This is a genomic window from Leifsonia sp. YAF41 (genome assembly GCF_052113185.1).
GTDB lineage: Bacteria > Actinomycetota > Actinomycetes > Actinomycetales > Microbacteriaceae > Cryobacterium.
In genome coordinates this window covers 197,537-224,170 of sequence record NZ_JBFRCS010000002.1, presented here as the reverse complement: position 1 = coordinate 224,170, position 26,634 = coordinate 197,537, and the positions used below count along the sequence as shown (strand labels likewise).

Below are 26,634 nucleotides of genomic sequence, written 5' to 3'. Positions count from 1 at the left end.
ACCGATCCCACCGGTCTTCAACCGGTCGGCAACGGCGCTTCAGGGCCGACCAGGAGGTAGACGGCGAACGTCGCTCCACCGCGGTCGAAGTTCAACTCCCAGCATCCGGCTGCGTTCAGAATGATCCCGGTCCCCCACTCGTCTCCCGGCCGGTCGTAGGTGCTGTCCTCATGGTCGTCCGGACCCCAGGCGAGCTGCCCGCTCGAACCGTCCGGCTTCTTCACTGTCACCGCGAGATCGCCGCTTCCGGTGATCCGCCAGACGAATTTCGAGGTGGTGTTGCTCGCGGCCAGTGGAAACGGCGCCATGATGAGGCCGTAGATGCTGTTGGCGTCCGGCGCGGTTCCTTGCACCTCGGTCAAGCCCGAAACGGGTTCGATCGCCGTGGGCGAGGCGGGCGCACACCCGGCAGCACCCGGCGGGCCGAGCACCGGCGCCGGAGCCGGGGTGCCCACTGAAGCGGATGCCGGCGACGACGGCGTGGGTGACGGGGTCACCGGCGACGGCCCGGGGGCACCGGTCCCGCAGCCGACCAGCAGCAGGGAAGCAGCGATCCCCACGATCGCTGCTACTGACACCGCCCGGCCGCGCATCGTTACACCGCCGGGGCTGCCAACTCGCGAGCGCGGGCGAGCGCGGCATCCGTTGCCGTGTCGAAGAGGCCCTTGAGGTCGACCTTCTCGAGCTCCCAGACGGCACGCTCGGTGGTGCCGTTGGGGCTGGTGACCTGTTTGCGAAGTGCAGCGGGGCCGAGGTCAGATGAGGCGAGCAGCAGGCTCGCGCCGAGGAAGGTGCCCTCCACCAGCAGCGCGGCTTCGTCGGGGGTGAATCCCTTGTCGATTGCCGTCTGAGTGAACTGCTCGATCAGGTAGAAGACGTAGGCGGGCCCCGAGCCCGAGATGGTGCTCAGCGCGTCGAGTTTGCCTTCCGGAACGACGAGCGTCGTGCCGACCGTCTCGAACAGCGCGGTGGCGAGATCGAGGTCGGCCTCGCTCGAGCGGGTGCCGGCGCTGATTCCGGTGACGGCTTTGCCGACGATGGCCGGGGTGTTCGGCATCGAACGAATCACCGCAACCGAATCGGGCAACAGCGCCTCAAATGTGGCGATCGTGACCCCGGCGGCGACGCTGATGACGAGTGTTCCCGGTTCGAGGGCGTCGGCGATCTCGCGGAGCAAGTCGGGAACCATCGCCGGCTTGACCGCGACCACGACGACACGCGCACCGGCGACGGCGGCACGGTTGGCGTTCGGATCGACCTCGGTCGCCGCAGCGCTCACCCCGGTGACACCGTCGAAGTCTGCGGCTTTGGCGCTCGAACGATTGGTGACGCGGATGCCGCCCTCGACGCTGACACTCGGCGCCAGCAGGCCGGCCAGAATGGCCCGTGCCATCGATCCGCCGCCGAGAAATGCAATCGTGGGCAGCGTGACGGCGGCAGTTGGTGTCATGCATCAAGTCTACGTATGGCCGCAAGTGCCGAACCAGGTCGAGCGGATGGCTGGTGCGTTGTCGCCGACCTGGCGCGCTGCATCCGTCTGCAAGAACCGCAAGCGGCACCGCATGCCGCACATTTTGTGCGGCATTTCGTGACAGATGCGCAAACCAGACGGTTTCTACGACCAGCCCCGTCACGCGCGGCGAGCGGCCGGGTCGGCAATCTAGGATTGCTGCATGAGCGCATCCGGTGGAACAAAGGCAATCCTGGCCGCATTCGGGGCAAACCTCGGAATTGCAGTCACGAAGTTCATTGCTGCGGCGATTTCGGGTTCGTCTTCGATGCTCGCGGAAGGCGTGCACTCCACCGCTGACGCCGGCAACCAGTTGCTGCTGCTGCTCGGCGGACGCAAGGCCAGGAAGGCTGCCGACACCGAGCATCCGTTCGGCTACGGCCGTGAGCGCTACGTTTACGCGTTCGTCGTGTCGATCATTCTCTTCTCCGTCGGTGGCGTTTTCTCGCTCTACGAAGGCATCGACAAGCTGCAGCACCCGCACGAGCTCACCGATGCCTGGCTGCCGATTCTGGTGCTGCTGATTGCGATCGGTCTGGAATCGTTCTCGCTGCGCACGGCAGTGAAAGAGTCAAACCATTTGCGTGGCGGCCAGTCCTGGGTGAAGTTCGTGCGCCACGCGAAGGCGCCGGAGCTCCCGGTCGTGCTGCTCGAGGATGTCGCGGCATTGATCGGTCTGGTCTTCGCCCTGTTCGGCGTCGGCCTGACGGTGATCACCGGCGACCCCATGTGGGACGCCATCGGCACCATCCTGATCGGTCTGTTGCTCGTGCTCGTCGCCGTCGTGCTCGGCATCGAGACGAAGAGTCTGCTCGTCGGCGAAGGCGCCACAGCGGCGGATGTCGCGGCGATCGAAGCGGCCATCATGGACGGCCCGGAGACCAAGCGCATCATCCACCTGAAGACGCTTTACCTCGGCCCCGACGAGATCATGGTCGGCGCCAAGCTCGCGTTCGACTCCTCCAGCCGGTTCGCCGACGTCGCATCCGGAATCAACCAGGTGGAGAGCCGCATCCGCAAGGCAGTGCCGCTGGCCCGGGTGATCTACATCGAGCCCGACATCTATGTCGACCCCACACTGGCTGCGCCGCCGACCGACGCGATTGTGATCAAGGGGCTCGAGTAGCGGGCTCCGGCTGGGGTCCGGCGTTTCGTTTGGGCGGCGCCGGTGTTCAGCGAATGGCGCGACGGGCCGGGTCTTCGAAGAAGTCTCTGAGCAGTGCCCCGCACTCGTCTTCATCGACTCCGGCGTAGACCTCGACCCGGTGGTTCAACCGTCGGTCGCGCAGCACGTCGTAGACAGAGCCTGAGGCGCCGGCCTTGTCATCCCAGGCGCCGAAGACGACCACAGGTAGTCGCGCGGCGAGAATCGCGCCGGCACACATCACGCACGGTTCCAGGGTGACGACGAGGGTGCAATCGGTGAGGTGCCAGTCCTGGGTGGCCGCAGCGGCCTCGCGGATCGCCACGATCTCCGCATGCGCGGTCGGATCCTGATTCAGTTCGCGTTCGTTGCGGCCGCGTCCGATCACCGTGCCGGCAGCATCCAGGATGACGGCCCCGACCGGCACATCGTCGGTGACGAGGGCGGCGCGGGCCTCATTCAGCGCCAGGCGCATCCACTCGCGGTGCCGACCGCCTCGCGGATTGTCCATGTTCCTCACGCCACGACCCTCCCAGCTCGTAGTATTGAGCCTATGCGAGTTCACGTAGCCGACCACCCGCTCATCACACACAAGCTCACGGTGCTCCGCGACAAGAACACGTCGTCGCCGATGTTTCGCGCACTCGTTGAGGAGCTGATGACGCTTCTCGCCTATGAGGGCACTCGCGGCGTGCGTGTCGAAGAGGTCACCGTTGAAACCCCCGTCGCCGTCGCGCACGGGGTGAAGATCAGCGACCCGAAGCCGCTGATCGTGCCGATCCTGCGCGCCGGACTCGGCATGCTCGAGGGAATGGTCAAGCTCCTCCCGTCGGCCGAAGTCGGTTTTCTCGGCATGGCCCGCAATGAAGAGACGCTTGAGCCCACCACATACGCCGAGCGCCTGCCCGACGACCTGTCCGACCGTCAGTGCTTCGTACTCGACCCGATGCTGGCCACCGGCGGCTCGTTGATCGCTGCGATCGAGTTTCTCTTCGACCGCGGCGCAGTGGATGTCACTGCCATCTGTATCCTCGCCGCTCCCGAAGGTCTCGCCGCAGTTGAAAAGGCTCTCGCGGGGCGCGAGGTCAACATCGTGCTCGGTGCCGTTGACGACCACCTGAACGAGCACGGCTACATCATCCCCGGTCTCGGCGACGCCGGCGACCGTCTCTACGGCCTGGTCTAGTAGCTTCACGCGCGTATCGCGTGCGCGCGCTGTTTCTCGCGCGCGCTCGTTTCTCGCGCGTGCCGTTTCGCGCGGGTGCGCTCAAAACGTCGCGTGCCTGCGCCTCAAGGCGACGGCTTGAGCGCACGCGTGAAGTCCACCCGTGCGCATCCGCTCTCGTAATCTCGCGGGTGCGCTCAAAACGTCGTGTGCCGGCGCCTTGAGGCGACAGTTTGAGCGCACGCGTGAGAAGGACACTCGCGAGTGCGTGTATCGGGCGGATGCATTGAGCGGGTGCGTCGGGCGTATGTGTGGGCGTCAGAACCGGGCGTCGCCGTGGGACATCCGTCGGGCGCTGGCCTGCCGCGCTCCGCGGGCACTCCGGCCGCGAAGAAGATTCGACCCACGACACGCTTGTCGCGCAATAATTCACAAAACTTTGATGAATTAGATATTCGTCACAGATTCTTTGATCAAATCGCGATTGTCGCTTGATCCTCCGTTTCTCCGACACTCCCGCGAACCTGATTCGCGTCACACAGCGTCATTCGCTGTCATTGAATTGACACATCTCGTCATAGTGGGATTTACTCGCTCCTATGACGACGAACGCACGCCCCCTGACCTCCTTCGAGGCCCCCAGGGATGCCGGGATGATGATGCCCGGCATCAGCGCCGTCATGTGTTGTCGAATGTGCCGCTAGCAGCGCACCATTCGCCGAGTCTCCCACCGCCTCTTGCGGCAGGTTGAGACTCCCCGACTGAGACAACTCAGCCGCACACAGGCCCTTCGGGCCGCCGCTTGCCGAACCCAATCGAGGCGCTTCTGACGCCGGGTTCACCTCCTCATCACGCTAAAGGACTCCGCCCATGTCACTCGCACACATCGACACCGCCCGCTCCGCTCACTTCTCGCGCCCGGGACTTTCTCTCGCTCCGGCGCCTGTCGCCGCCCCGGCCCCCGTCGCAGCGGCACCGCGCATCCGCGCCGTTCCCGAAGGAACCGAAGCTCGCGGCTTCGTGCTCTATGTCGGCATCGACGAGGCCAAGGCCGCCGCAGCAGGGACGAGCCTGCACCGCATCGTAGAAGCCCTCAAGCTGCTCGCCTCCGACATCGCCCCGTCGGCCGAAACCTACGCCGCAGTAGCCCTGGCCCCCGAGGGCGCCGGCGGCCGTGACGTCGACGTCGTGCGCCTCGCCCTGCAGGACCCGGCCGCCCTCGCCAAGCGCCGCACCGAGCCGGAAGACCCCGACCGCGCGCCGGGCGGAGTGGTCATCGACATCTCTCGCAAGCGCGTCATCCTCGACCACGAGACCGCTGCCCTCACCTACAAGGAGTTCGAGTTGCTGCAGTACCTCGTACTGCGCGAGGGCCGCACCATCGAGCGCACCGAGCTCATCGCGTCGCTCTGGGATGCCACCAGCGAAGAAGAGGCACCGAACGAACGCACGATCGACGTGCACGTTCGCCGCCTGCGCTCCAAGCTCGGCCGCTACGAGGACATCGTGCGCACCGTTCGTGGAGTCGGCTACCGCTTCGACCGTCACGCTGACGTGTCGATTCGCCAGGCATCCACCCCGAGCCCCGACTTCTTCTAGGCCGGCCTCGCTTCTTGGCAGTGCCGAGCTTGAGCACTGCGGTCGAGTTGCCCTGATACGCCAGGCAAAGGCGACCGCACGTGGCAAACTCGGCGGACAGTCGGCGGATGCGCCGCGCATAGTCGGCGACGGACGACACGGCGACTGCGATCAGGATCCAGCACGCCCGGCCCAACCGGCCGGCTCAAGTGGCCGGTTAACGTGATTGAGGGCCGGTCGTAGAGGCTAACGACCGACCCTCTTCCCTTTGCACCAAGAGTGTCCTGCAATCACATTTACGTCTCCCGCCACAGCAAACGGTTGACGCTCTATGAATATATAACGAACCGATAACGGAAGCTAGTTATCTGATCGTTATTTTTCAGAAAAGATTCTGCGGCGGATTCTGCGAGGTGGTCGCCCCAGTCCGACGAGTCTCCTAGTCTGGTGGGATGAAGGAGCACGAGTGACGAGGCAGGCGGTCGCGGTAGCCGCCTGGGAGTCGCTTTTTCGCGCGCAGGTTTCGGTGATGAGAACCTTGGCGGCCGAGTTTCCGTCGAAGGAGATCTCGCTCAACGAGTACGACGTGCTCTTCACCGTGTCTCGCGAACCCGGCCGGCGCATCCGTCTGCGCGACCTCAACCGCCACGTGCTGCTCACCCAGCCGAGCGTGAGCCGCATGGTCGACCGTCTCGTCTCACGCGGCTTTCTCACAAAAGACACGGACCCCACCGATGGTCGCGGCACGATTGTCGAGTTGACGCCCGTCGGTTTCGAGCTTTTTCGTCGCGTGGCCCTGTTGCACATGGACTCGATCACCAAGCGTGTCGGCGACGTTCTGAACGAAGAGGAACTCGCACAGCTGACGGCTCTCTGCGACCGTCTGCGCGGCGACAACTAACCCACCCGACAGCTCACCCACCAACGCCGTCGAAAGCAGCGACCACGGCGACGGCAGCACCCAGCCCGAAGCTCCCCCTCGCAGCAGCCGACCGAGGTCTACGCCGCAGGAATGTCAGCAGCCGCCCATCCGCTGCCGCGGGGGTCAGCGGGGGTCGCATCCTGCAGGCGCGACTTGGCCGTCACGACGATGCGCATCGAACGCAGAACCGTCAGCGGGCCGGGAAAACGGTCGAGGTGGTGAAGTGACGCTCTCGCGACAGTGCGACGCAGCCCTTTCGGCGCCTCAACGATCCCGAGCAGCGCCCGGGTCACCCGGTCGGCGCTGTCGACTTTGAGCCGCCAGACTGCGTAGCGCTCGGGGAGCAGCGGCACATACTCGAAGGTGCGATCCCAGGCGGACAGCAGCCCGTGCAACGCCGTGGTTCCGTGGAGTGTCCAGGCCGTCGTGACGACCTCGTCGACCTCCACCGGTGTGAAGATCCCCTTGAGCTGAACGAGAGCGGCATCCGCCCCGACCACGGCACGGGACGACCCGGGAAGCTGGCCAGACAACGCCAGCGCCATCAGGAGCACCACCAGAGTGCGGTCGAGGCTGGGTATCATCGCCTCGCCGACGGGGACCGCAACGCGGCGCTCCCACAACATGTCGAACGCCTCCTCCGGGTCAGCCCGGGAGCCGGGCATCAGGTAGTACACGTTGAGCAGGCAAGTCTTACTGGGATGCCGCAACGTCACGCTCGTGCGTGGCAAAAGGCGTGCACCAGCCGCTTCATCGACCACCCAGCCGTTGAGGGCGAGTTCCTCGACCAGGTGGGTTGTCGAAGAGGGATCGACGAGAACTGACGCGGTGGCAATCACCGTCGGCGATGCGAACCCGAAGTGCCGCATGACCGGCCCGCAGGCTGCCAAGAGACGGATCCGGCGCGCGGCGCAGAGGCCGGCCACTTCGACGTGGGTCTGAGCGCGATCGTCCCAGAGACGTTCGATCGCTTCGGGGCTCAGCTCTCTCGGCTGATCCCTCCCCCATCGCCGGCGCTTGGCGATGCGCGCCGGCGCAGCCGCCTCAGCCTCGCGAGTTGAATCGGTCTGGTGGAGTTGGGACTCCATACCGTCAGTGCCTTTCGGTGATGACCATCGCAACGCCCTCTGGCGCCCCTTGGGCTCCCGCACGTGCTGGTCCATCGATCTGCGCACACCCCGCGCACAGCATTGACAGCCCACAGTATCGGCCCTCCGCACGCACCAACAGCCCCGCAAACGGGGCAGGATGCCGGTGGCCGGCCAGTCACGGTCGCGTCGCCGCGCTCACCAACCCGTCAAAGAGCCCCGTGTCGGCGTCGGTTTCCGGATGCCACTGCACGGCCACCTCGAACCGGGCGCCGCCGGATTCCATCGCCTCGATGATCCCGTCACCCGCGTAGGCGGTGGCGACGAAACCCGGGTGGCTGCCGACCGACTGATGATGATGGCACGAAACCGCGAGCGAGGAACCAGCGAGCAGTCTCGATATCCGATGACCGGGGAGAATGCTCACCTCGATCTCGGTATACCCGCTCGGGCTGCCCGAGTGCAGATCGTGCCCGACCGTGTCGGGAACGTGCTGAATCAGCGCGCCACCGGCCCGAACCGCCATCAGCTGCATCCCGCGACAGATGCCGAGAAGGGGCAGCTTCCGTTCGGCGGCGGCATCGAGCAGCCACATTTCCGAGGCGTCGCGGTCGTCGTACCAGGCGGTCACGCTCGCATCCGCTGGTTGCCCATAGAGCGCCGGGTTGAGATCGGCGCCCCCCGCGATGATCAACCCGTCGAGCCGGGCGATCACCGCACGCGCGGCATCCGCCGACTCCAGCGGCGGAATCAGCACGGGCACGCCACCGGCCGCGGCGACCGACTGCGCGTACGACGCCGGCAGCAGGTCGGCACTCACCCGTTGCCACATGCTCCAATCGGCGGGCTGCCGGTAGGTGCTGATCCCGATCAGCGGCCGGTTCGATGATGAGCGCGCAGCGAGCGGATGCTCAGTCAAAGTCGGAATCCAGCGGAGTCACGTAGGCGTTCGAGAGACCTCCGTCGACCAAGAAATCGGTCGCGGTGATGAAGCTCGATTCGTCGCTGGCGAGGAAAGCGACCGCGTTGGCGATCTCCTCCGGCTCGGCGAACCGGCCCATCGGCACGTGGACCAGGCGGCGGGCGGCCCGATCCGGGTCGCTCGCGAACAGCTCCTGCAGCAGCGGGGTGTTGACCGGGCCGGGGCAGAGCGAGTTCACCCGGATGCCCTTGCGCGCGAACTGCACGCCGAGCTCGCGGGTCATCGCCAGCACGCCGCCCTTCGAGGCGGTGTAGGAGATCTGCGACGTCGCGGCCCCCATAATCGCCACGAACGAGGCCGTGTTGATGATCGAGCCCTTGCCCTGCTCGAGCATGTACGGCAGCGCCGCCTTGCAGCAGAGGTAGACGCTCGTCAGGTTGACCTCCTGCACTTTGCGCCAGGCGTCGATGCCGGTCTTCAAAATGGAGTCGTCGTCGGGCGGTGAGATCCCGGCGTTGTTGAACGCAATGTCGACGCTGCCGTACGTGGCCTTGGCGTGGGCGAAGAGCGCCTCGACCTCCGCCTCGTCGGTGACGTTGGTCTTGATGAAGGAGCCGCCGAGCTCGGCCGCGATGCGCGGACCGTTCACCTCATCGAGGTCACCGATGACGACCTTCGCGCCCTCAGCCACAAACTTGCGCGCGGTGGCCAACCCGATTCCGGAGCAGCCTCCGGTGATGACGCCGACTTTTCCTTCGAGTTTTCCGCTCATGGGTGGTGTGTCCGTTCTCTTCTGATCCGTGCGCTGACGGTGCTGCAATGAATTGGTAAGTGGATGTTTAGGGTTCAGTGGAGATGAACACGTTCTTCACCTCCGAGAACGAGTCGGGAGCATCGGGGCCGAGCTCCCGGCCGAGGCCGGACTGCTTGAAGCCGCCAAACGGCGTCCAGTAGCGCACCGACGAGTGCGAGTTGATCGACAGGTTTCCGCTGTCGACCCCGCGGGCCACGCGGAGCGCCCGGCCCACGTCGGCGGTGAAAATCGAGCCGGACAGGCCGTATTCGGTGTCGTTGGCCTTGGCAATCGCATCCGCCTCATCGCGAAACGGCATCACCGCGACGACCGGGCCGAAGAGCTCCTCGCGCCAGACCGGGTCGGCGGCGCTGCGCGGCAGCACGACCGTCGGCGGCAGCCAGAAGCCCTCGCTTCCGGTCACGGTTTCGCCTGTATAGGCCACGTCGGCCGCGTCGATGTACGCCGAGACCGCATCCCGCTGCCGGGCCGACACCATCGGCCCCATCTGTGCGGTCTCCAGCGACGGGTCGCTCACCGAGAAGCGTTTCACCGCCGGTTCGAGCAGGGCGAGAAACTTCTCGTAGACGCTCTCCTGCACCAGGATGCGGGAGCGCGCGCAGCAGTCCTGGCCCGCGTTATCGAAGGCGCCGCCCGGTGCCGCGGCTGCGGCCTTCTCCAAGTCGGCGTCGGCGAAGATGATGTTCGCGCTCTTGCCGCCGAGTTCGAGGGTGAGCCGCTTGACCTGGTCGGCGCAGCCGCGCATGATGCCCTTGCCCACCTCGGTGGAGCCGGTGAAGGCCACCTTGCGCACGAGCGGATGCGTGACGAACCGCGCGCCGACGACCGACCCCTTGCCGGGAATCACGGTGAACACGCCCTCAGGCAGCCCGGCTTCGAGTGCGAGTTCGGCCAGCCGCAGCGCGGTCAGCGGGGTGATCTCGGCGGGCTTCAGCACGACCGTGTTGCCCGCGGCGAGCGCCGGCGCGAACCCCCAGCCGGCGATCGGCATCGGAAAGTTCCACGGCACGATGATGCCGACGACGCCGAGCGGTTCGTGGAATGTCACGTCGAGGCCGCCGTATACCGGAATCTGCCGGCCGAAGTGGCGCTCGGGCGCGGCCGAGTAGTAGTTGAGCACGTCGCGCACGTTTCCGGCTTCCCACCGGGCGTTGCCGATCGTGTGCCCGGAGTTCGCCACTTCGAGCCAGGCAAGCTCCTCGATGTGGGCTTCAACGACGTTCGCGAATGAACGCAGCAACCGGGCACGTTCCCCCGGTGCCACGGCCCGCCAGCCGGTGAAGGCGCGATGCGCACGCTCGATGGCGGCATCTGTCTCACGTAGATCGGCTTGATGCACCGAGGTGAGTACCCGGGCCGTGGCCGGGTTGATCACGTCGAAGGTGCCTCCGGCCGAGAAGGCCGAAGAAGGAAAAGTCAGGTCGAGCGCAGCCATGAGAGTTAGAGCCTTTCGAACCCGCGGCGGAGTTCCCAGTCGGTGATGGCGGAATCGAATGCAGCGATCTCGACATCCGCGTAATTGACGTAGTGCTTGACGACATCCGCGCCGAACACCTCCTTGGCGATCGCCGAGTTCGCGAAGAGGTCGCGTGCTTCGTGCATCGTTGTCGGCACGGTCGGGGCACCGGAGGTGTAGCCGCTGCCCGTGGTGACGGGTTCGAGCTCGAGCTCGTGTTCAATGCCGTAGAGACCGCCGGCGAGCATGGCCGTGAGCGCCAGGTACGGGTTGACGTCGCCGCCCGGCAGCCGGTTCTCCATCCGGGCGCTCTGGCCGTGCCCGACCAGGCGTACAGAGCAGGTGCGGTTGTCGAGCCCCCAGGCGACGGCGGTCGGTGCGAACGACCCCTTCACGAACCGTTTGTACGAGTTGATGTTGGGCGCATAGAAGAGGGTGAACTCGCGCATGGTGTGCAGCACGCCGGCGATGAAGTGGTCGTAGAGCGCGGTGCGCTCCCCCTTTTCCTCATCCCAGAAGACCAGTTCGCCATCCAGACCGCGCAGCGACATGTGAACGTGGCAGGAGCTTCCGTCGCGCGCATTCGGCTTGGCCATGAACGTCATCGACTTGCCCTGCAGGTGGGCGATGTCTTTGGCCGCCGTCTTGTAGACAGCGTGGTTGTCGGCGGTGGTGATCACCTCGTCGTACTTGAAAGCGATCTCGTGCTGGCCGAAGTTGCATTCCCCCTTGGCCGACTCCACGGTCATCCCGGCCTCGTACATCGTGTTGCGGATGGTGCGGAGCAACGGTTCGACCCGGCTGGAGCCGAGGATCGAGTAGTCGACGTTGTACTGGTTCGCGGGGGTGAGTTCGAAGTAGCGCTTGTTCCAGGCATCCTCGAACGTGTTCTCGTAGATCATGAACTCGAGTTCGGTGCCCGACAAGGCCTTCCAGCCGTGCGAGGCCGCCTTCTCGACCTGCTTCCGCAACATGGTGCGCGGCGACATCGGCACCGGGCTGCCGTCGATCAGGCTGAGGTCGCACTGGATCATCACGGTTCCTGCACGGTGCGGCAGGCGACGGATGGTGTCGAAGTCCATCACGAAGAGCATGTCGCCATAGCCCTTCTCCCACGACGTGCTGTCGTAGCCATCGACGGTGTTCATCTCCACATCGACGGCAAGCAGATAGTTGCAGCCCTCCGTGCCGTGTTCCAGAGTCGATTCCAGAAAGAATGCCGCGTGCAGGAATTTGCCCTGCAATCGCCCCTGCATATCGGTGAAGGCCAGCACCACAGTGTCGATTTCGCCGCTGCCGATCACGCTTTTCAACGTCTCAACAGTGAGCATGCGGTCATTGCGGGGGTGAGAGTTCTTCGTCATTGCTTCCAACCGCTCATTTCAGTAGTCCCTTCAGAAGTGCGGCAGTTCCGTCACAGTGTTCCTCCATGACGAAACGTGCGATGTCGGCATCCCCGTCGAGAATGGCGCGCACGATCTTTCGGTGTTGGTGATTCGAATTTGTGATGTTCTTCTGCAAGAACGGGATCTCGCCGAGAAATTGATGCACTTTGGCCTGGATGTGGCTGCTTGATTTGGTGAGTTCGCGCGAACCGCAGACCGCGGCGATCGCCAGGTGCAGACGCGCATCCGCCTGCCGGTAGTCGGCCGGAGTCGGTGCTCCCTCCACCGCCTGAAGGCTGTCGGCCAGCAGCTTTCGGTCGGTCGCGGTCAGGGCGGTGGATGCGGCGCTGAAGCAGGCGCCCGGTTCGATCACCCGGCGAAAGATCAGGATGTCGTCGATCTCTTCTTGCCGGTCGCTGTTCGGAGTTTGATCGGGAAGCCGGGCGTTTTCAACCAGCCCGACGATCGTGCCGCCGGTTCGGCCTCGCGTGGTGGAGACCAAACCGGCGGCGCGCAGGGCGCTGATCGCCTCCCGCAGCGTCGCCCTCGACACGTCGAGCTTCTCCGCCAGGATTCGCTCAGGGGGCAGCTTCGAGCCTGACTCGAAGATGCCGAGCTGAATCGCCGATCCGAGCTGTTCGACACACGACTCGAAAGCCATGTGCCCACGCACGGGACGGAGGATTGCATCGATCAGTGGCGAGGTGGCGCCGGGGAGGTCCATGCGACTACTCGAGCAGCTTGTCGGCGTCGATGGTGAGGTGTTCGGCCTCATCCTGAGTCATGAAGTGCTTCTTGCCCTTCGCGAACCAGAGGATGGTTGCGAAGATCACCACGACCGCGACGGCGATCGGCGCGTAGTTGAAGGTGTCGATGTTGATCGGGAACACCGGCGGCAGCACGAACAGGATGCAAATGAAGACCACCCAGACCACGGCGACCCAGCCGATGAACGGGCTCCACTTGCCCAGGTGCCACGGGCCGGGCGTGAATTCCTTGTTCCGACGACGCAGGAAGACCGGTGTCACATAGGCGATGTACAGACCGATCACCGCGACACTGGTCACGGCCAGGTAGGCCGTGGTGTTGAACAGCGCGGGAACAACGAGCACGATCGCGGCGGCGACACAGAGCCAGATCGAGTTGGTCGGGGTTTTGGTGCGCGGGTTGACCTTGGCCCAGATCTTCGAGCCGGGGATGGCGTTGTCGCGGGAGAACGCGTAGCTCATCCGCGAGTTGGCCGTGACGGATGCCATGCCACAGAAGAACTGCGCCCCACAGACGATGAACAGCAAGAACTTCGCCATCGTCGGGTTGTTCAGCGCGTCGAGGAAGATCTGCGCGGGCGGCAGACCGGTCTCTGAGCCGAGCAGTTTGTTCAACCCGTCAGACGAGCCATCCTGAATCGCCGCGGTGATCGAGAACAGCAGGATCCACCCACCGATGATCGAGATGAGCACGCTCATCACGATGCCCTTCGGGGCGGCGATCGCGGCGTTCTTGGTCTCTTCTGCCACGTGAGCGGATGCGTCGTAGCCGGTGTACGTGTACTGGGCCATCAAGAGACCCATCAGGAACACGTAGGGCGCGAACGACCAACCGGTCTCGTTGTGCCAGGCCGTCATCGTCCAGCTGAACGACTGGTGGCTGGTCGGCATGACCCAGAGCACACCGACGATGAAGAGCACACCGACGATGTGCCACCACGCCGAAACATTCGAGAGCAGGCCGACCAGATTCACGCCGAAGGTGTTCAGCAGACCGTGGATGACGATGAGTACGATGAACAGCCCGAAAGTGTTCGCGGCGGTCGGCTCGACCCCGAAGGTGAGCGACGCGAACGCCATCATCGTGGTGGCGGCCCCGAAGTCGATGGCCGCGGTGACGGCAACCTCACCGAGGAAGTTGAACCAGCCGACGTACCAGGCCMAGGCCCGCTTGTTGCGTTTGGCGAGGCGCCCGGCCCAGAAATACAGGCCGCCGGCGGTGGGATAGCGCGAACACACTTCGGCCATGGCCAGGGCGACGCACAGCACGAAGAGTCCGACGATCGGCCAGCCGAGGTTGATGGCGGCCGGACCGCCCGATTTCAGTGCGATCGCATACGAGGTGATGCAGCCGGCGAGGATCGAGATGATCGAGAATGAGACCGCGAAGTTGGAGAAGCCCGACATCCCGCGGTGAAGTTCTTGTTTGTAGCCAAGTTTGGCGAGTTCAGCCGCATCCGCATCTGCGAGATTTTGGGCATCCGACGCCGTTGTCGTTTTTTCACTCATTAATGTTCACTGCCTATCTGTTAGAGATGACACAGTTGACGATGTTGACTGATTGTGGCGCGGGCTCCATGATGATGTCAATGGCCTGACGTTAGACATTAGACGCCCCCAATCGGGGGATCTGCCCGACCGAGCGCCCGCAATTTTCCTGCCGACACATCGCCGCGAGCCCGGGATTTACCTGCCGAGACCCCGCCGAAACTGTGTCGAAACCCCTGTCGAACGCTGACGCCGAACCGTAAGGACCACTGCATCTTGGGCTATCTTTTTCTGGCCTTGGCCATCGTCGCCGAGGTCATTGCGACGACATTCCTCAAGTACACCGCCGGCGAAAACCCGAAGTGGTGGGCGTATGTCGTCGTGGTCGTCGGGTATGTGGCCTCGTTCACCGCGCTCTCGCAGTCGCTCAGCCGTGGCGTGCCGCTCGGCATCGCCTACGCCATCTGGTCGGCCATCGGCGTGGTCTGCATCGTGCTGGTGAGCTGGGTCTTCTTCAAGGAGTCGCTGACCTGGATGCAGATCGTCGGCCTCGTGCTCGTGATCGGCGGCGTCGGCCTTCTCGAGCTCGGCGGCAAGCACTGATCGGTGGTCGAGCCCTGATCGGTGGTCGAGCCCTAATCGGTGGTCGAGCCCTGATCGGTGGTCGAGCTTGTCGAGACCCGGCGGGCCAGTCTCGAGACCCGCTTGCGTGATTTCGACAGGCTCAATCACCGAATCGGCGGATGAGGAACGAAACTACTCGTTCTCGTCCTTGTTGACCTGCACCGAGATCACCCCGCGAATCTCGGAGAGACCCTCGACCAGGTCTTCGAGAGGACCCTTGCCGTGCATAAACCGCATCTCGGCTTCGACGCGCGGCACCTTTCCGGCCACTTCGATGCGGCGGGTCTTGGTCAGCGAGGCGCCGTAACCGAGCTCGGTCGCGCGGGCGAGAATGTCGCGGAGCACTCCCCTGCCCTCCTTATACGAGACCACGAACACCTGGTCTTTGTCGATCGACGGGATGCGTCGGCCAATGTATGGCAGCAAGAGCACGGCCATCAGATGCAGGCCGGTCGCGAAGATCGCGAGCACGGGCATCCCGGCCCCGCAGGCCATGCCGATGGCAGCCGCCATCCAGACGGTCGCTGCCGTGGTGAGGCCGTTGACGATGTTCTGGCGCACAAAAATGACCCCGGCGCCGAGAAAGCCGATTCCGGAGACGACCTGCGCCGCGATGCGCGACGGGTCGAGCACGACTTCTGGCCCGACTACTGCGCTGAATCCATAGGCGGAGACCAGAGTGAAGACCGCTGCGCCCAGCCCGACCAGCGTGTGCGTGCGGAGTCCGGCGCTCTTCAGCTTGCGCTGCCGCTCAATCCCCACCACAGCAGAGAGAACGAACGCCAAAAGCAACAGCACCATCTCGGTCAGCGTGGAGCTGTTGAAGAAATCGATTTGAAGCATGTAACCCCTTGTCGGCCAGAGAACTGCAGAGAATGGCGCCTTGACCGACCGAAACTCGACGCGATCTTCTACCCTAGGCCATACCGCATCCGTCTATACCAAACAACCGGACGTTAACCAAATCGTAACCCCCATTCCACCTCGTTGCTGCGCTAGCATGACGAGCGGTAGCCAGCAGCCGGCACCCAACTGTCCGTCACAGCACGGACGGCCTGAAGTTGGTCCACGGAGGAACAATGTTCAAGACTCGAACGGCCACCGCCTTCTTCGCGGTTGCCACAGTTGCAGCTCTCACACTCAGCGGATGCAGTACCGGCGGAACCAGCGAAAGCACCTCCAGCGGTTCGGCCGTCGACGCGGCAACCGCGACAAGCGCCGCCGACTTCGGTGGTCTTGACCAGCTGGTCGACGCGGCCAAGAAGGAGGGCACGCTCAACGTCATCGCCCTTCCCGACACCTGGGCCAACTACGGCAAGATCATCRCGGCCTTCAAAGAGAAGTACGGCCTCACCGTCAACTCGGCCAACCCCGAGGGATCGAGCGCCGACGAGATCAAGGCCGCCCAAGACAACAAGGGTCAGGACACCGCGCCCGACGTCTTCGACCTCGGCGCCGCCGTCGCCCTGGCCAACACCGACATGTTCGCGCCGTACCAGGTGGCGAACTGGGACGAGATCCCGGCCGACAACAAGGAAACCACCGGACTCTGGGTCAACGACTACACCGGCGCCATGTCGGTCGGCTACAACTCGAACAAGTACCCGAAGCCGGCCAGCCTCGACGATCTGCTGAAGGCCGACTACAAGGGTGCCGTCGCCATCAACGGCGACCCGACCCAGTCGGGTGCGGCCTTTGCCGCTGTCGGCCTGGCCACCGTGCAGAGYGGTGGAACACTCGACAATTTCCAGCCGGGAATCGACTTCTTCGGCAAGCTCAACACCGCCGGCAACTTCCTCACCGTGAACCCGACTCCCGCGACCATCGCCTCGGGTGAGACCGGCGTGGTCTTCGACTGGAGCTACACCAACCTTGCTGCCGCAGCAACGGTCGACGGCTGGAAGGTGACGACCCTCCCGGGCACCGCCTACATCAGCTACTACAACCAGGCGATCAACAAGGATGCCCCGCACCCGGCGGCCGCCCGTCTCTGGCAGGAGTTCATCTTCAGCCCCGAGGCACAGAACCTGTTCCTCGCCGCCGGCGCCTACCCAGTCACCCTCGACGCGATGACCGCCGCCGGAACCGTGGACCAGGCCGCCCTCGACACGATCGGCGAGCTGCCGGCCGACCGGGTCACGCCCACCACGGAGCAGACGGATGCAGCCAACGCGTTGCTGGCGACGAATTGGGCTGCGGCCATCGGCCAGTAGCAGACCATGACTGTCGCTGCTGCGCCAGCCAGCGAGAGTAGTGACGCCGGGGCCCCGCCCCGGCGTCACGATCTCACCGGGCCCGCGCCCATCCGCCGTGCGAAGCGCGGCCTCTCCATTCTCGGGCTGACCCCGTTCGCCTTCTACGTGCTGATCTTTCTCGCCGTGCCGACGATCATCGCCCTCGGAACCGCGCTCTTCGACAACGACGGCAACTTCACGTTCGGAAACATCGCCGCGCTGTTCGATCCAGTCATCCTGAACACCTTTTTCGCCTCGTTCTGGGTGTCGGCGCTGACGGCGGTCGTCGGAGCGATTGTCGGTGCGCTCATTTGCTACGCCCTGCTCGGCACCCGTGCCGACGGGCGGCTGCGGCTGATGATCGAGTCGGCGTCGAGCGTTCTCGCCCAGTTCGGTGGCGTCATGCTCGCCTTCGCGTTCATCGCGACCATCGGAGTACAGGGCCTGGTCACGGTGTGGCTGGAGTCGACGTTCCACTTCAGCATCTACGCCGACGGAGTCTGGCTGTACACGGTTCCCGGGCTGATCCTGCCGTACATCTACTTTCAGGTACCACTCATGGTGATCACCTTCCTTCCCGCACTGGACGGGCTGAAACCGCAGTGGGCGGAGGCCAACGCCACGCTCGGCGGCAGCCGGCTCACCTACTGGCTGCGCATCGCCGCCCCGATCCTCGCCCCGGCCTTCTTCGGCAGCCTGCTGCTGCTCTTCGCCAACGCTTTCTCGGCCTATGCCACCGCCGCCGCGCTGATCAGTCAGGGCTCGCAGATCGTGCCGTTGCAAATTCGAGCGGCCCTCGTGAGCGAGACGATTCTCGGGCGCGAGAACATGGCCGGCGCACTTGCGCTCGGCATGATCATCGTCATGGTCGTCGTGATGACCGCGTACTCCTTCCTGCAGGCGCGTACGACGAGGTGGCAGAAGTGAGCCGCCGCCCAGCGCAGCGGGTCGGAATCGCGCCAAGCCCCCTGGTGCGGCGTCTGATCCTCGGCATCATCGGGGCGATCTTCGCGATCCCGATTCTCTCGATGATCGAGTTCACCCTGCGCAAAGGCCTGGCCGGTGGCTACACCCTCAGCCATTGGACGGGCCTGTTCGACCCCGCCAATGCCGCGCAGTACCAGGTGCTCTACGTCGGCCTGGTCAATTCGCTCATATTGGCCGTTGTCACTGTCGCCATCGTTTTGCTCGTTCTGCTGCCGACCATGGTGTTGGTGCAGCTGAAGTTTCCGGCGCTGCGCCGGGTGCTCGAGTTCATCTGCATCATCCCGATCACGGTTCCGGCGATTGTTCTCGTCGTCGGGCTCGCACCGGTGTATTCGGTCGTGGCGTCGATCTTTGGCAGTTCGGTCTGGACACTGTCATTCGCCTACGGCATCACGGTGCTGCCGTATGCCTACCGCACGATCCAGTCGAACCTGGGCGCCATCGACGTGAACACCCTCAGTGAAGCCGCCCGGTCGCTGGGTGCCGGCTGGGGAAGCGTTTTCTGGCGGGTGCTGATCCCCAACCTGCGCCGCGGCATCCTGGCTGCCTCGTTCATCTCGGTGGCCGTAGTGCTCGGCGAGTTCACCATCGCGTCGCTGCTCAGCCGACAGAACCTGCAGACCGCGATTCTGCTGATGTCGCAGAGCGACCCGTACGTCGCGGTCATCATTGCGCTGCTGGCGCTCTTGTTTGTCTTCCTGCTGTTGCTGATCATCGGCCGCTTCGGCGCCGTGACCGGTTCGACGAGCGGGTCGAAGCACACCAAGCGCTCTGAGCGCGCCAAGAAGGAGACCCCATCGTGACGTCACTACCACCGAGCACCTCGCTGCTGAGTTCAGTGCAGGGCGTCGCCGTCGAACTCTCCCGCATCACGAAAACGTACGGCGGTCAGCACGCGCTGAACGACCTGTCGCTGTCGGTGAAACCCGGCGAGTTCGTGGCGCTGCTCGGGCCGAGCGGATGCGGCAAGACCACGGCGTTGCGCGCCCTCGCGGGTCTGGAGACCATCGATTCCGGCACCATCCTGATCAACGGCGAAGACGTGACCGAGCAGCCGACGAACAAGCGCGACATGGGAATGGTCTTTCAGTCCTACTCGCTGTTTCCGCATATGACAGCGGGCGAGAACGTTGAATTCGGGTTGCGGATGCGCAAGGTGAACGCGTCAGACCGGCGCGCCCGCGCGGCCGCAGCACTGTCGATGGTCGGCCTCGACAGCCACCTCAATCGGTATGCGCATGAGCTCAGCGGCGGGCAGCAGCAACGCGTGGCGCTTGCCCGCGCGCTGGTGACCGAACCGCGCGTTCTTCTGCTCGATGAGCCTCTGTCGGCACTCGACGCGAAGGTGCGGGTGCAACTGCGGGAGGAGATCCGCCGGATCCAGACCGAACTCGGCATCACCACGTTGTTCGTGACGCATGACCAGGAGGAAGCACTTGCCGTCGCCGACCGCGTCGCCGTGATGCAGGCCGGAAACATCGAGCAGATCGGCACGCCAGAGGAACTGTATCGCAGCCCGACAACGCCGTTCGTGGCCGAGTTCATCGGGTTGAGCAACCGGATTCCGGGCATCGTCTCCGCTGGCGGCGTCGAGGTGCTTGGCCAGCGGCTGCCGCTTCTGCATCCTGAAACCGCGAACGGGCCGGTGCTGGTGCTGTTGCGTCCGGAAGACATCAACCTGGCCGCGGCGGGGATCGCCGCGACGGTGGTGTCGTCAAGTTTTCTGGGTTCGCTGCGTCGCACCCGGGTGCGCCTGACCGACGACACGCTGATCAATGTGCAGCACGGGGTGCGCGAGAATCCCGAGCCGGGCGCGGTCGTGTACCTCACGCTGCACGGCACGCCGGTCGCGGTCGGGCCTGCATAGGTTCCCTCGTCGAGCTTGACCGTTCCGGTCGAGAATCCCTGTTCCGCCGGTCAAACTCGACCGCAACGCTCAAACTCGGTAGAGAGACACTCAGATCGTGCCCTGGTAGCGTCGGTGCTACAACTCAGAGTGCGCCACCAGCCCGACGATACGACGAAGGAGGATCATGCTCGATTTCATCGCACTCCTCCTGCGCTATTTCGTCGCAAGCCTTGGGCTGGTCTGGGCCGGGTACGGCCCGATCACTGCTCTTGCCGTCGTCGGTGCCGTCGGCGTGACCGCCGCCGCAATCGCGCTCTGTGTCGTGCTTCTGGCCGTGTCGCTCGGCGACCGGGCGTCATCCGTCATCGTGCGCGGCTACTTGCAAACCGTCGACCGGTCGCGCCTCTTCTCGCAGAGCGACCCGAACGCGGCGGGCCGACCGCGCCCTCGAGCCCCGGGATGCGACCCCTCGGTCGCGTAACCCAGCTCACTTCGCTTCGCTCTCTCGACGCCCATGCGGCGCCCGCTTGGGGTGCGTTTCGTACGCGCTGTGATTCTGCGCGGCCATCCGGTTCCCATTCCGTATGACCCCAGAAGGACACTTCAATGAACCTCTATACCTTCGGGCCCGTCGCGACAGTTCTCGACGCCGCCTACTCGCTCATCACCGGCCTCGCGGCCGCGCTTCACCCGTTGCTCGGCGCCTCCAGTTCGGCACTGACGATCGTGCTCATCACGCTTCTCGTTCGCGCAATTCTGATTCCCGTCGGCTTGTCTCAGGCGCGTGCCGCCCAGCAGCGCACCCGCCTCGCCCCGCACCTGGCCGAGCTGCAGCGTCGGCATCGAAAAGACCGGGAGGCGCTACAACGCGCCACGATGAAGCTATACGCCGACGAGAAGGCGTCGCCGTTGGCCGGATGCCTGCCACTGCTTCTGCAGATTCCGGTCGTGTCGACGATCTACGCGTTGTTCATTCTGCCCACGATCAACGGGCATCCGAACAGCCTGCTGAGCGACACGTTGTTCGGCATTCCGCTCGGCTCGAACTTCGCTCATCTGATCTCGACGGGATCCCTGACCTGGCCCGCCTTCGCGGTGTTCGCCGCTTTGATCGCGCTGATCGCCTGCGTCGCTCAGGTGTCCCGCAGGCTACTCCCCCAGCCAATTGCAACTCCCGCTGCCGCACCGGCGACGCCCGGGATGCCGGACCTGTCCGGGCTCACCCGCATCCTGGGTTTTCTCCCGTTCATGACCGCGGTGATTGCCGCGTTCGTGCCGCTGGCGGCCGGCCTCTACCTGCTCGTCACGGTGAGCTGGAGTCTCGGCGAGCGCCTGATCCTGCGCCGGATCGTGGGTGCGGGTGGCGAAGCCCATCCGGTGCCGCTGCCCAGCTGACCTGCACCCGTGCAGCTCTCCCCCATTCGACGGAGATTCTTCCGAAAACCGCTCATTTTGGCCCGAATCCGTGCCGAATCGAGTGAATCTCCGTCGAATGGGAACAGCGTGGGAGATCAGTGCGAGTGGATGCCGCCTGCTCAGTCGGGCAACCCGCCGGGGCCGGTCGCCATCCCCTCGTCGAGGCGCGGTCCGCCGAGGGCGGTGCCGGTCCAGGAGAGCACGGTCCAGCCGTCGGCCGGCGAGCCCTCGAGGGTGACCACTCCGGTGTTGTGCAGCACGTGCCGGGAGGCGGTGTCGGCATCCAGATTGAGTGCCTGGCCCGCCGTCCACGCCCGGATGATCTGCCCGTGCGCGACACAGGCGACCGTGCCGTGCCCGCTCGCCGCCGCCTCGTCGATCACTCGGTCGAATCGTCCGAACGTTTCGACGCCGGTGTCCCCGCCCGGCATGCGGCGTTCGAGATCGCCGGCGGCCCAGCCGAACGCGACCTCGTGATAGATCCGAATTGAGGCGGCATCCGTTGCCATCTCGAGGTCGCCGGCGGCGATCTCGCGCAGCCCCTCCCGCACCTGCACCGGCAGTCCGAGGGATGCCGCGAGCGGCGCCGCGGTGAGTTGCGCCCGGGTCTGCACCGACGCAAACAGCGCCCCGATGCTCTCGTCGGCGAGGGCGGCCGGGATCGCGGCGGCTTGTTCGAGCCCCAGTTCGGTGAGCCCGGGGCCCGGCACCAGCGTGTCGAGCGCGCCGAGAACGTTCGAGGGGGTCTGCCCGTGTCGGATCAGAAGCAACCGCATGATGTTTTCCTTCGCCATTCTCGTTGTATGTGTTCCACCGTGGCACACCGAGGTGAACCCTGGGTGAGACTAGGCTGCGGCCATGTCCAGCCCATCGATTCTGCTCATTGCCCTGTTTTGGCTCATCGTGGCAGCCCTCGGCTTCTGGGTTTCCTGGCTCGTGATCAGGTCGGCAGTTCTGTCGGCCTTGCGCACGTTCGCGCGCAGCTCCCAAGCCGACCGACCGGCGGATGCCGAGCGCGGCAAGACCTAAGAACCCGAGGAGCACCGGCTCCGAGCTCCGAGACCGTGTCAGTTCTCGGCGTTGGCCGGCGCGGTCTCGCGGGCAACGGCCCAGACCCGCCAGGCGCCGAGGAGCCCGAGCGCCAGGAACACCACGGCGACGAGCATCGCGGCCCGGGTCCCATCGCTGAATCCGTCGGCGAGCGCCTGCACGACGTGGTCGGTGTCAGCGCCGAACGGGCTTGCCGAACCCTGCTGACGCAGAATCTCGATCGTGGTGCCTGCACTCTGCCGGGTCTCCGCGGCGACCTTGTCGGCCGCCGCCCCGGTCAAGCCGCTCTGTGCAAGCGCATTCGGCAGCGTCACGGCCAACGCAACAGAGAGTGCTGCCCCCGAAAAGGCGGTGCCGAGGGCGCTTCCGAGCTGGCGCACCGTGCTCTGCGTGGCCGACCCCTGGCCCGACTGCTTCGGCGGGACATCCCGCAGCACCGTACTGGTCAGTTGCGCCGACGCGAGGCCCAGCCCGAGGCCGTAAATCACGAGGATCGCCGCGAGCAGCCACGGCGAACTCGAGGCCGAGATGACGAACACCAGGATGATGATTCCGGCCATCTCGAGGAAGAGCCCGAGCAGCACGACGCCCGGCGCGCCGAAGCGTGCCGCGAGGTGGCGAGCGGATGCGCCGGAGAGGAAGGCGCCGATGGCCATCGCCGCCAGGATGAGGCCGGCAGCCATCACGTCGAGGCCGAGCACGTTCATCAGATAGAGCGGCAGCACGAAGATGATCGCGAACTCACCGACGGCCACCGTGCCGGCGGTCAGGTTGCCCCAGGAGAAGGTCGGCAGGCGGAACAGGGTCAGGTCGAGGATGGCCGAGCGGCCGTTCCGACCCCGGTGGCGCTCCCACAGGATGAAGAGGGTCAGCAAGACGATACCGAGCAGCAGCGAGACCGGCACGATGGAGATCGGCGCGCTCTGCGGCCAGGTCACGCCGAAGACGGTGAAGTCCATCGTGGGCGTCCACCAGCCCAGGTTCGGCCCCTCGATGATGCCGAAGACCAACGCGCCGAATCCGAGGCCGCTGAGCAGTGCTCCGTCGACGTCGAGCCCTGGTCGATTGTCGCCGCCGCGCGTTTCCTCGACCCACATCAGCGTCGCGACGATGACGACGATGCCGATCGGGATGTTGACGAGGAAGATCCACTGCCACGATGCGTATTGAGTCAGCGCGCCACCGGCGAGTGGGCCGACCGCGGCCGCCCCCGAGATCACGGCGCCCCACACGCCGAACGCCGCGGCCCGATACCGTCCGCGGAAGGTGGCGTTCACGGTGGACAGGGTTGCCGGCATGATCAGCGCGGCCCCGACTGCTTGCACGACGCGCGCCCAGATCAGCGGTGCGGCTGCCACCGAGAGTGCCGCCAGAATGCTTCCAACCAGGAAGATGGCGAGGCCGAGCAGCAGCATCCGTCGCCGCCCCAGGCGATCGGAGAGGCGGCCGGACGAGAGCAGCAAGGCGGCCAGAACCACCGCGTAGATGCTGTTGACCCACTGTGCATCGGTGAGGTCGAGGTTGAGGTCACGGATGATTGTCGGCAGCGCGACACCGACGATTGTGCCATCGAGCACGATCATGCCGAGTGCGGTGGACAGTGCGGCGAGGCCGAGCCATGCGCGCCGGGTGGGTGGTGCTGTTTCGTCCGATTCGGTCTCGGCGCTCGTCATGTGGTTGCCCCTCTGTCTCAACCAAGTCTGGCCTCGGGCACAGGCCCGCGTCACCCCCCGAAAGTTTGACTGTCGCGTTGCGTCGTGGGGGCTGGGGCCGCAGTTGAGCCACGCGGCACGCGCGACATCACCGTCAGTCCGGCGGCGATTCCCTCGTGAATCTCGTGGCCGGCTTCGAAGCCATAGCGCTCATACAACCGGCGGCTCCCCGGTGATGTTGCGGAGAGCGAGGCAAGATCGCCCCGTTCGTCGATCGTCACCAGGCGGTGGTCCAATAGCGCGCTTCCGACGCCGCGGCCCTGCGCAGCGGGATCGATGCCGATATCGACCAGGTGCCAGTGCGGTGCTGTCGGATGATGTGGGTCCACCGCTGCCTCGTAGCCGTGAACCGCGCGCAATCCCCGCCGCCCCATCCGCAGCCACACCTGCGGCAGTTCGATGGAGGCCCTGACCGGATGCGCCCGGTGCATCGGCGGTTCCCAGATCGCGACCCCGAGCACTGACCCGTCGTCGTCTGAAAGCGCGATATCGACGTTCTCGAGGCCCGTGTACCGGAGGCTCCACCGAAAAAATCCAGCGATTCGCGCAGCGCGATTGCGCGCATCGAGCGGGATCATCTGCGCCACGATCGAATCGCCCGCAAAAGCCGCCGCGAGCACCGTCGCTGCCTCGTGGAAGCGGGAGGGGGTGAGAGCGGTCACGCGCACTGGAACTCCTTCGTCGCAGTTTGTGAAAGGCCGTTGGGAAGTGCAGTGCCGCCAGCACCGACTTCTACCTCACGATGAAGAAACGTACCGTATGCGCATCCCGACCGGGTTGCAGCTCGCACGACGGTTTTGYGCACGTAAGCACCGTCAGCCGCGAGCGCCTACCGCTTGCGCCGGCACCGCGACGGGGACCGGCGTTCCGGCCCGCGCCACTGCCCAGACCCGCCAGGCGCCGAGCAGACCGAGCGCCAGGAACACGACCGCAACGAGCATGGCGGCCCGGGTGCCATCGCTGAAACCCTCGGCCAACGCCTGCACCGCCCGACCGGTGTCGGCGCCGAACGGGCTTGCGGAACCCTGCTGACGCAGAATCTCGATCATCGACCCCGCGCTCTGCCGTGTCTCCGATGCGAGGCGGTCGACGGCCTCGCCACTCAGGCCGTTTCGAGCGAGCGCGTTCGGCAGCGTCACCGCCAGCGCGATGGAGAGGGCGGCGCCCGAAAAGGCGGTTCCCAGCGCGGTTCCCACCTGTCGTACCGTGCTCTGCGTCGCCGACCCCTGACCCGATTGTTCTCGCGGGACATCCCGCAACACCGTACTGGTCAGTTGCGCCGATGCCAGCCCCAGCCCGAGGCCGTACAGCGCGAGAATCGCCGCGAGTACCCATCCCGAGCTCGTCGATGAGACGAACAAGACCAGCACGATCGCGCCGGCCAGCTCGACGGACAACCCGAGGAGCACAACGCCCGGCGCACCAAGTCGCGCGGCAAGGTGCCGAGCGGATGCGCCGGAAACGAACGCACCGATCGCCATCGCCGCCAAGATCAGGCCGGCGCTCATTACATCGAGCCCAAGCACATTGACCAGGTAGAGCGGCAGCGCGAAGATGATCGCGAACTCTCCCACTGCTACCGTCGCAGCGGTCAGATTGCCCCAGGAGAACGTCGGCAGACGGAAGAGCCTGAGGTCGAGGAGCGCCGAAYGGCCGTTGCGCCCCCGGTGCCGCTCCCACAGGATGAAAAGCGTCAACGCCACGATTGAGATCAGCAGTAGCACCGGAATGATGGAGATCGGCGCGCTCTCCGGCCAGGTCAGTCCGAAGAGCTCAAAGTCTTTCTTCGGCACCCACCAGCCGAGATCCGGCCCTTCGATGACGGCAAAGACGAGCGCGCCGAAACCGATTCCGCTGAGCAGCGCACCGTCGACGTCGGCACCCGGTCGGTGGTCGCCGCCTTTCGTCTCTCGCACCCACAGGAGTGTTGCGACGACGACGGTGATGCCGAGCGGCACGTTGACGAGAAAGATCCATTGCCACGATGCGTACTGCGTGAGTGCGCCGCCGGCGAGCGGCCCGATCGCTGCCGCCCCCGAGATCACCGCGCCCCACACGCCAAACGCGGCGGCCCGATACTTTCCACGGAACGTCGCGTTCACGCTCGACAGAGTTCCAGGCAGGATCAGCGCAGCACCGACCGCCTGCACGACGCGCGCCGCGATGAGCGGTGCGGCAGTCACCGCCATCGCCGCGAAGATGCTTCCACCGATGAAGATGACTAGGCCGGCCAGCAGCATCCGTCGCCGCCCCCAGCGATCGGCCAGGTGCCCCGCGGAGAGCAGCAGCGCAGCGAGCACGACCGCATACAGACTGTTGACCCACTGCGCGTCGGTCAAGCTGAGCTTCAGGTCACGGATGATGGCCGGCAGCGCGACACTGACGATCGTGCCGTCGAGAACAATCATTCCGAGCGCCGTGGACAGCGCTGCCAGACCGAGCCAGTCGCCGCGGGTTGGTCGTGCGGATTCCTGCACATCGATTGTGCCAGTGCTCATCAGGGCCGCCTCTCTATCAGGGAGA

At 65.3% G+C, this 26,634-nt stretch carries 27 protein-coding genes; 12 read left to right on the top strand and 15 right to left on the bottom strand.

The window, feature by feature from the left end; all coding sequences use genetic code 11:
* Nucleotides 1–17: 17 nt before the first annotated feature.
* Entirely contained in the window at nt 18–560 is a 543-nt protein-coding gene (locus AB4Y63_RS02795; protein WP_441789516.1) for a hypothetical protein, read from the bottom strand.
* Between the two features lie 35 nt (nt 561–595).
* Nucleotides 596–1,450 (bottom strand): pyrroline-5-carboxylate reductase, encoded by an 855-nt coding sequence (gene proC, locus AB4Y63_RS02790; protein WP_441789515.1) that lies wholly within the window; start codon nt 1,448–1,450, stop codon nt 596–598.
* Between the two features lie 223 nt (nt 1,451–1,673).
* Between proC and AB4Y63_RS02785 the strand changes: the two genes are divergently transcribed.
* Nucleotides 1,674–2,636 (top strand): cation diffusion facilitator family transporter, encoded by a 963-nt coding sequence (locus tag AB4Y63_RS02785; RefSeq protein WP_441789514.1) that lies wholly within the window; start codon nt 1,674–1,676, stop codon nt 2,634–2,636.
* 46 nt (nt 2,637–2,682) lie between these two features.
* On the opposite strand, the gene tadA is transcribed toward AB4Y63_RS02785, so the two are convergent.
* Nucleotides 2,683–3,165, bottom strand: coding sequence for a tRNA adenosine(34) deaminase TadA (gene tadA / locus AB4Y63_RS02780; RefSeq protein WP_441789513.1), 483 nt, complete (start codon nt 3,163–3,165; stop codon nt 2,683–2,685).
* Between the two features lie 42 nt (nt 3,166–3,207).
* Here tadA and upp point away from each other — a divergent pair, with 42 nt between their 5' ends.
* The 3 genes from upp (at nt 3,208) to AB4Y63_RS02765 (ending at nt 6,298) form a co-directional block, all read left to right on the top strand.
* Entirely contained in the window at nt 3,208–3,840 is a 633-nt protein-coding gene (gene upp / locus AB4Y63_RS02775; RefSeq protein WP_441789512.1) for a uracil phosphoribosyltransferase, read from the top strand.
* Nucleotides 3,841–4,689: 849 nt separating this feature from the next.
* Nucleotides 4,690–5,418, top strand: a complete 729-nt coding sequence (locus AB4Y63_RS02770; RefSeq protein WP_441789511.1) for a winged helix-turn-helix domain-containing protein — start codon at nt 4,690–4,692, stop codon at nt 5,416–5,418.
* Between the two features lie 445 nt (nt 5,419–5,863).
* Nucleotides 5,864–6,298, top strand: a complete 435-nt coding sequence (locus AB4Y63_RS02765; RefSeq protein ID WP_441789510.1) for a MarR family winged helix-turn-helix transcriptional regulator — start codon at nt 5,864–5,866, stop codon at nt 6,296–6,298.
* A 98-nt stretch (nt 6,299–6,396) separates the two neighbouring features.
* On the opposite strand, the gene AB4Y63_RS02760 is transcribed toward AB4Y63_RS02765, so the two are convergent.
* From AB4Y63_RS02760 to AB4Y63_RS02730, 7 genes are all read right to left on the bottom strand, one after another.
* Nucleotides 6,397–7,407 (bottom strand): hypothetical protein, encoded by a 1,011-nt coding sequence (locus AB4Y63_RS02760; protein ID WP_441789509.1) that lies wholly within the window; start codon nt 7,405–7,407, stop codon nt 6,397–6,399.
* A gap of 178 nt (nt 7,408–7,585) precedes the next feature.
* On the bottom strand, nt 7,586–8,326 hold the full coding sequence (locus AB4Y63_RS02755; protein WP_441789508.1) for a gamma-glutamyl-gamma-aminobutyrate hydrolase family protein: 741 nt from the start codon (nt 8,324–8,326) through the stop codon (nt 7,586–7,588).
* Nucleotides 8,319–9,101, bottom strand: coding sequence for a 3-oxoacyl-ACP reductase (locus AB4Y63_RS02750; protein ID WP_441789507.1), 783 nt, complete (start codon nt 9,099–9,101; stop codon nt 8,319–8,321). The genes AB4Y63_RS02755 and AB4Y63_RS02750 overlap by 8 nt, the downstream gene beginning before the upstream one ends.
* A gap of 67 nt (nt 9,102–9,168) precedes the next feature.
* Complete coding sequence (locus tag AB4Y63_RS02745; protein ID WP_441789506.1) at nt 9,169–10,578, bottom strand: aldehyde dehydrogenase family protein; 1,410 nt, start codon at nt 10,576–10,578, stop codon at nt 9,169–9,171.
* Nucleotides 10,579–10,583: 5 nt separating this feature from the next.
* A complete protein-coding gene (locus AB4Y63_RS02740; RefSeq protein ID WP_441789505.1) occupies nt 10,584–11,963 on the bottom strand; it encodes a glutamine synthetase family protein in 1,380 nt (459 codons plus the stop codon).
* 13 nt (nt 11,964–11,976) lie between these two features.
* Nucleotides 11,977–12,708, bottom strand: a complete 732-nt coding sequence (locus AB4Y63_RS02735) for a FadR/GntR family transcriptional regulator (RefSeq protein WP_441789504.1) — start codon at nt 12,706–12,708, stop codon at nt 11,977–11,979.
* 4 nt (nt 12,709–12,712) lie between these two features.
* Nucleotides 12,713–14,260 carry an amino acid permease gene (locus AB4Y63_RS02730; protein ID WP_441789503.1) on the bottom strand — a complete coding sequence of 516 codons (1,548 nt, stop codon included), beginning with the start codon at nt 14,258–14,260 and terminating at the stop codon, nt 12,713–12,715.
* A gap of 255 nt (nt 14,261–14,515) precedes the next feature.
* Between AB4Y63_RS02730 and AB4Y63_RS02725 the strand changes: the two genes are divergently transcribed.
* The gene (locus AB4Y63_RS02725) at nt 14,516–14,842 is read left to right on the top strand and encodes a DMT family transporter (RefSeq protein WP_441789502.1); all 327 of its coding nucleotides are present in this window, start codon (nt 14,516–14,518) and stop codon (nt 14,840–14,842) included.
* Between the two features lie 153 nt (nt 14,843–14,995).
* Here the strand turns inward: AB4Y63_RS02725 and AB4Y63_RS02720 are convergent, their stop codons facing one another.
* A complete protein-coding gene (locus tag AB4Y63_RS02720) occupies nt 14,996–15,706 on the bottom strand; it encodes an MgtC/SapB family protein (RefSeq protein WP_441789501.1) in 711 nt (236 codons plus the stop codon).
* A 236-nt stretch (nt 15,707–15,942) separates the two neighbouring features.
* Between AB4Y63_RS02720 and AB4Y63_RS02715 the strand changes: the two genes are divergently transcribed.
* The 6 genes from AB4Y63_RS02715 (at nt 15,943) to AB4Y63_RS02690 (ending at nt 21,328) form a co-directional block, all read left to right on the top strand.
* Nucleotides 15,943–17,076 carry an ABC transporter substrate-binding protein gene (locus tag AB4Y63_RS02715; RefSeq protein ID WP_441789500.1) on the top strand — a complete coding sequence of 378 codons (1,134 nt, stop codon included), beginning with the start codon at nt 15,943–15,945 and terminating at the stop codon, nt 17,074–17,076.
* A 6-nt stretch (nt 17,077–17,082) separates the two neighbouring features.
* Nucleotides 17,083–18,024: an ABC transporter permease gene (locus AB4Y63_RS02710; protein WP_441789499.1), complete on the top strand. Its 942-nt coding sequence runs from the start codon at nt 17,083–17,085 to the stop codon at nt 18,022–18,024.
* On the top strand, nt 18,021–18,887 hold the full coding sequence (locus AB4Y63_RS02705) for an ABC transporter permease (protein WP_441789498.1): 867 nt from the start codon (nt 18,021–18,023) through the stop codon (nt 18,885–18,887). Before AB4Y63_RS02710 ends, AB4Y63_RS02705 begins: the two co-directional genes overlap by 4 nt.
* On the top strand, nt 18,884–19,951 hold the full coding sequence (locus AB4Y63_RS02700) for an ABC transporter ATP-binding protein (protein WP_441789497.1): 1,068 nt from the start codon (nt 18,884–18,886) through the stop codon (nt 19,949–19,951). The genes AB4Y63_RS02705 and AB4Y63_RS02700 overlap by 4 nt, the downstream gene beginning before the upstream one ends.
* A gap of 166 nt (nt 19,952–20,117) precedes the next feature.
* The gene (locus tag AB4Y63_RS02695; protein WP_441789496.1) at nt 20,118–20,414 is read left to right on the top strand and encodes a DUF6412 domain-containing protein; all 297 of its coding nucleotides are present in this window, start codon (nt 20,118–20,120) and stop codon (nt 20,412–20,414) included.
* Between the two features lie 125 nt (nt 20,415–20,539).
* On the top strand, nt 20,540–21,328 hold the full coding sequence (locus tag AB4Y63_RS02690) for a YidC/Oxa1 family membrane protein insertase (RefSeq protein WP_441789495.1): 789 nt from the start codon (nt 20,540–20,542) through the stop codon (nt 21,326–21,328).
* 140 nt (nt 21,329–21,468) lie between these two features.
* Here AB4Y63_RS02690 and AB4Y63_RS02685 read toward each other — a convergent pair whose 3' ends face one another.
* The gene (locus AB4Y63_RS02685) at nt 21,469–22,125 is read right to left on the bottom strand and encodes a histidine phosphatase family protein (RefSeq protein WP_441789494.1); all 657 of its coding nucleotides are present in this window, start codon (nt 22,123–22,125) and stop codon (nt 21,469–21,471) included.
* An 82-nt stretch (nt 22,126–22,207) separates the two neighbouring features.
* Here AB4Y63_RS02685 and AB4Y63_RS02680 point away from each other — a divergent pair, with 82 nt between their 5' ends.
* Nucleotides 22,208–22,378 (top strand): hypothetical protein, encoded by a 171-nt coding sequence (locus AB4Y63_RS02680; RefSeq protein WP_441789493.1) that lies wholly within the window; start codon nt 22,208–22,210, stop codon nt 22,376–22,378.
* A gap of 38 nt (nt 22,379–22,416) precedes the next feature.
* On the opposite strand, the gene AB4Y63_RS02675 is transcribed toward AB4Y63_RS02680, so the two are convergent.
* The 3 genes from AB4Y63_RS02675 to AB4Y63_RS02665 form a co-directional block, all read right to left on the bottom strand.
* A complete protein-coding gene (locus tag AB4Y63_RS02675) occupies nt 22,417–24,072 on the bottom strand; it encodes an MFS transporter (RefSeq protein ID WP_441789492.1) in 1,656 nt (551 codons plus the stop codon).
* A 50-nt stretch (nt 24,073–24,122) separates the two neighbouring features.
* The gene (locus AB4Y63_RS02670) at nt 24,123–24,773 is read right to left on the bottom strand and encodes a GNAT family N-acetyltransferase (protein ID WP_441789491.1); all 651 of its coding nucleotides are present in this window, start codon (nt 24,771–24,773) and stop codon (nt 24,123–24,125) included.
* A 153-nt stretch (nt 24,774–24,926) separates the two neighbouring features.
* Nucleotides 24,927–26,609, bottom strand: a complete 1,683-nt coding sequence (locus AB4Y63_RS02665) for an MFS transporter (protein ID WP_441789490.1) — start codon at nt 26,607–26,609, stop codon at nt 24,927–24,929.
* Between the last annotated feature and the right edge of the window lie 25 nt (nt 26,610–26,634).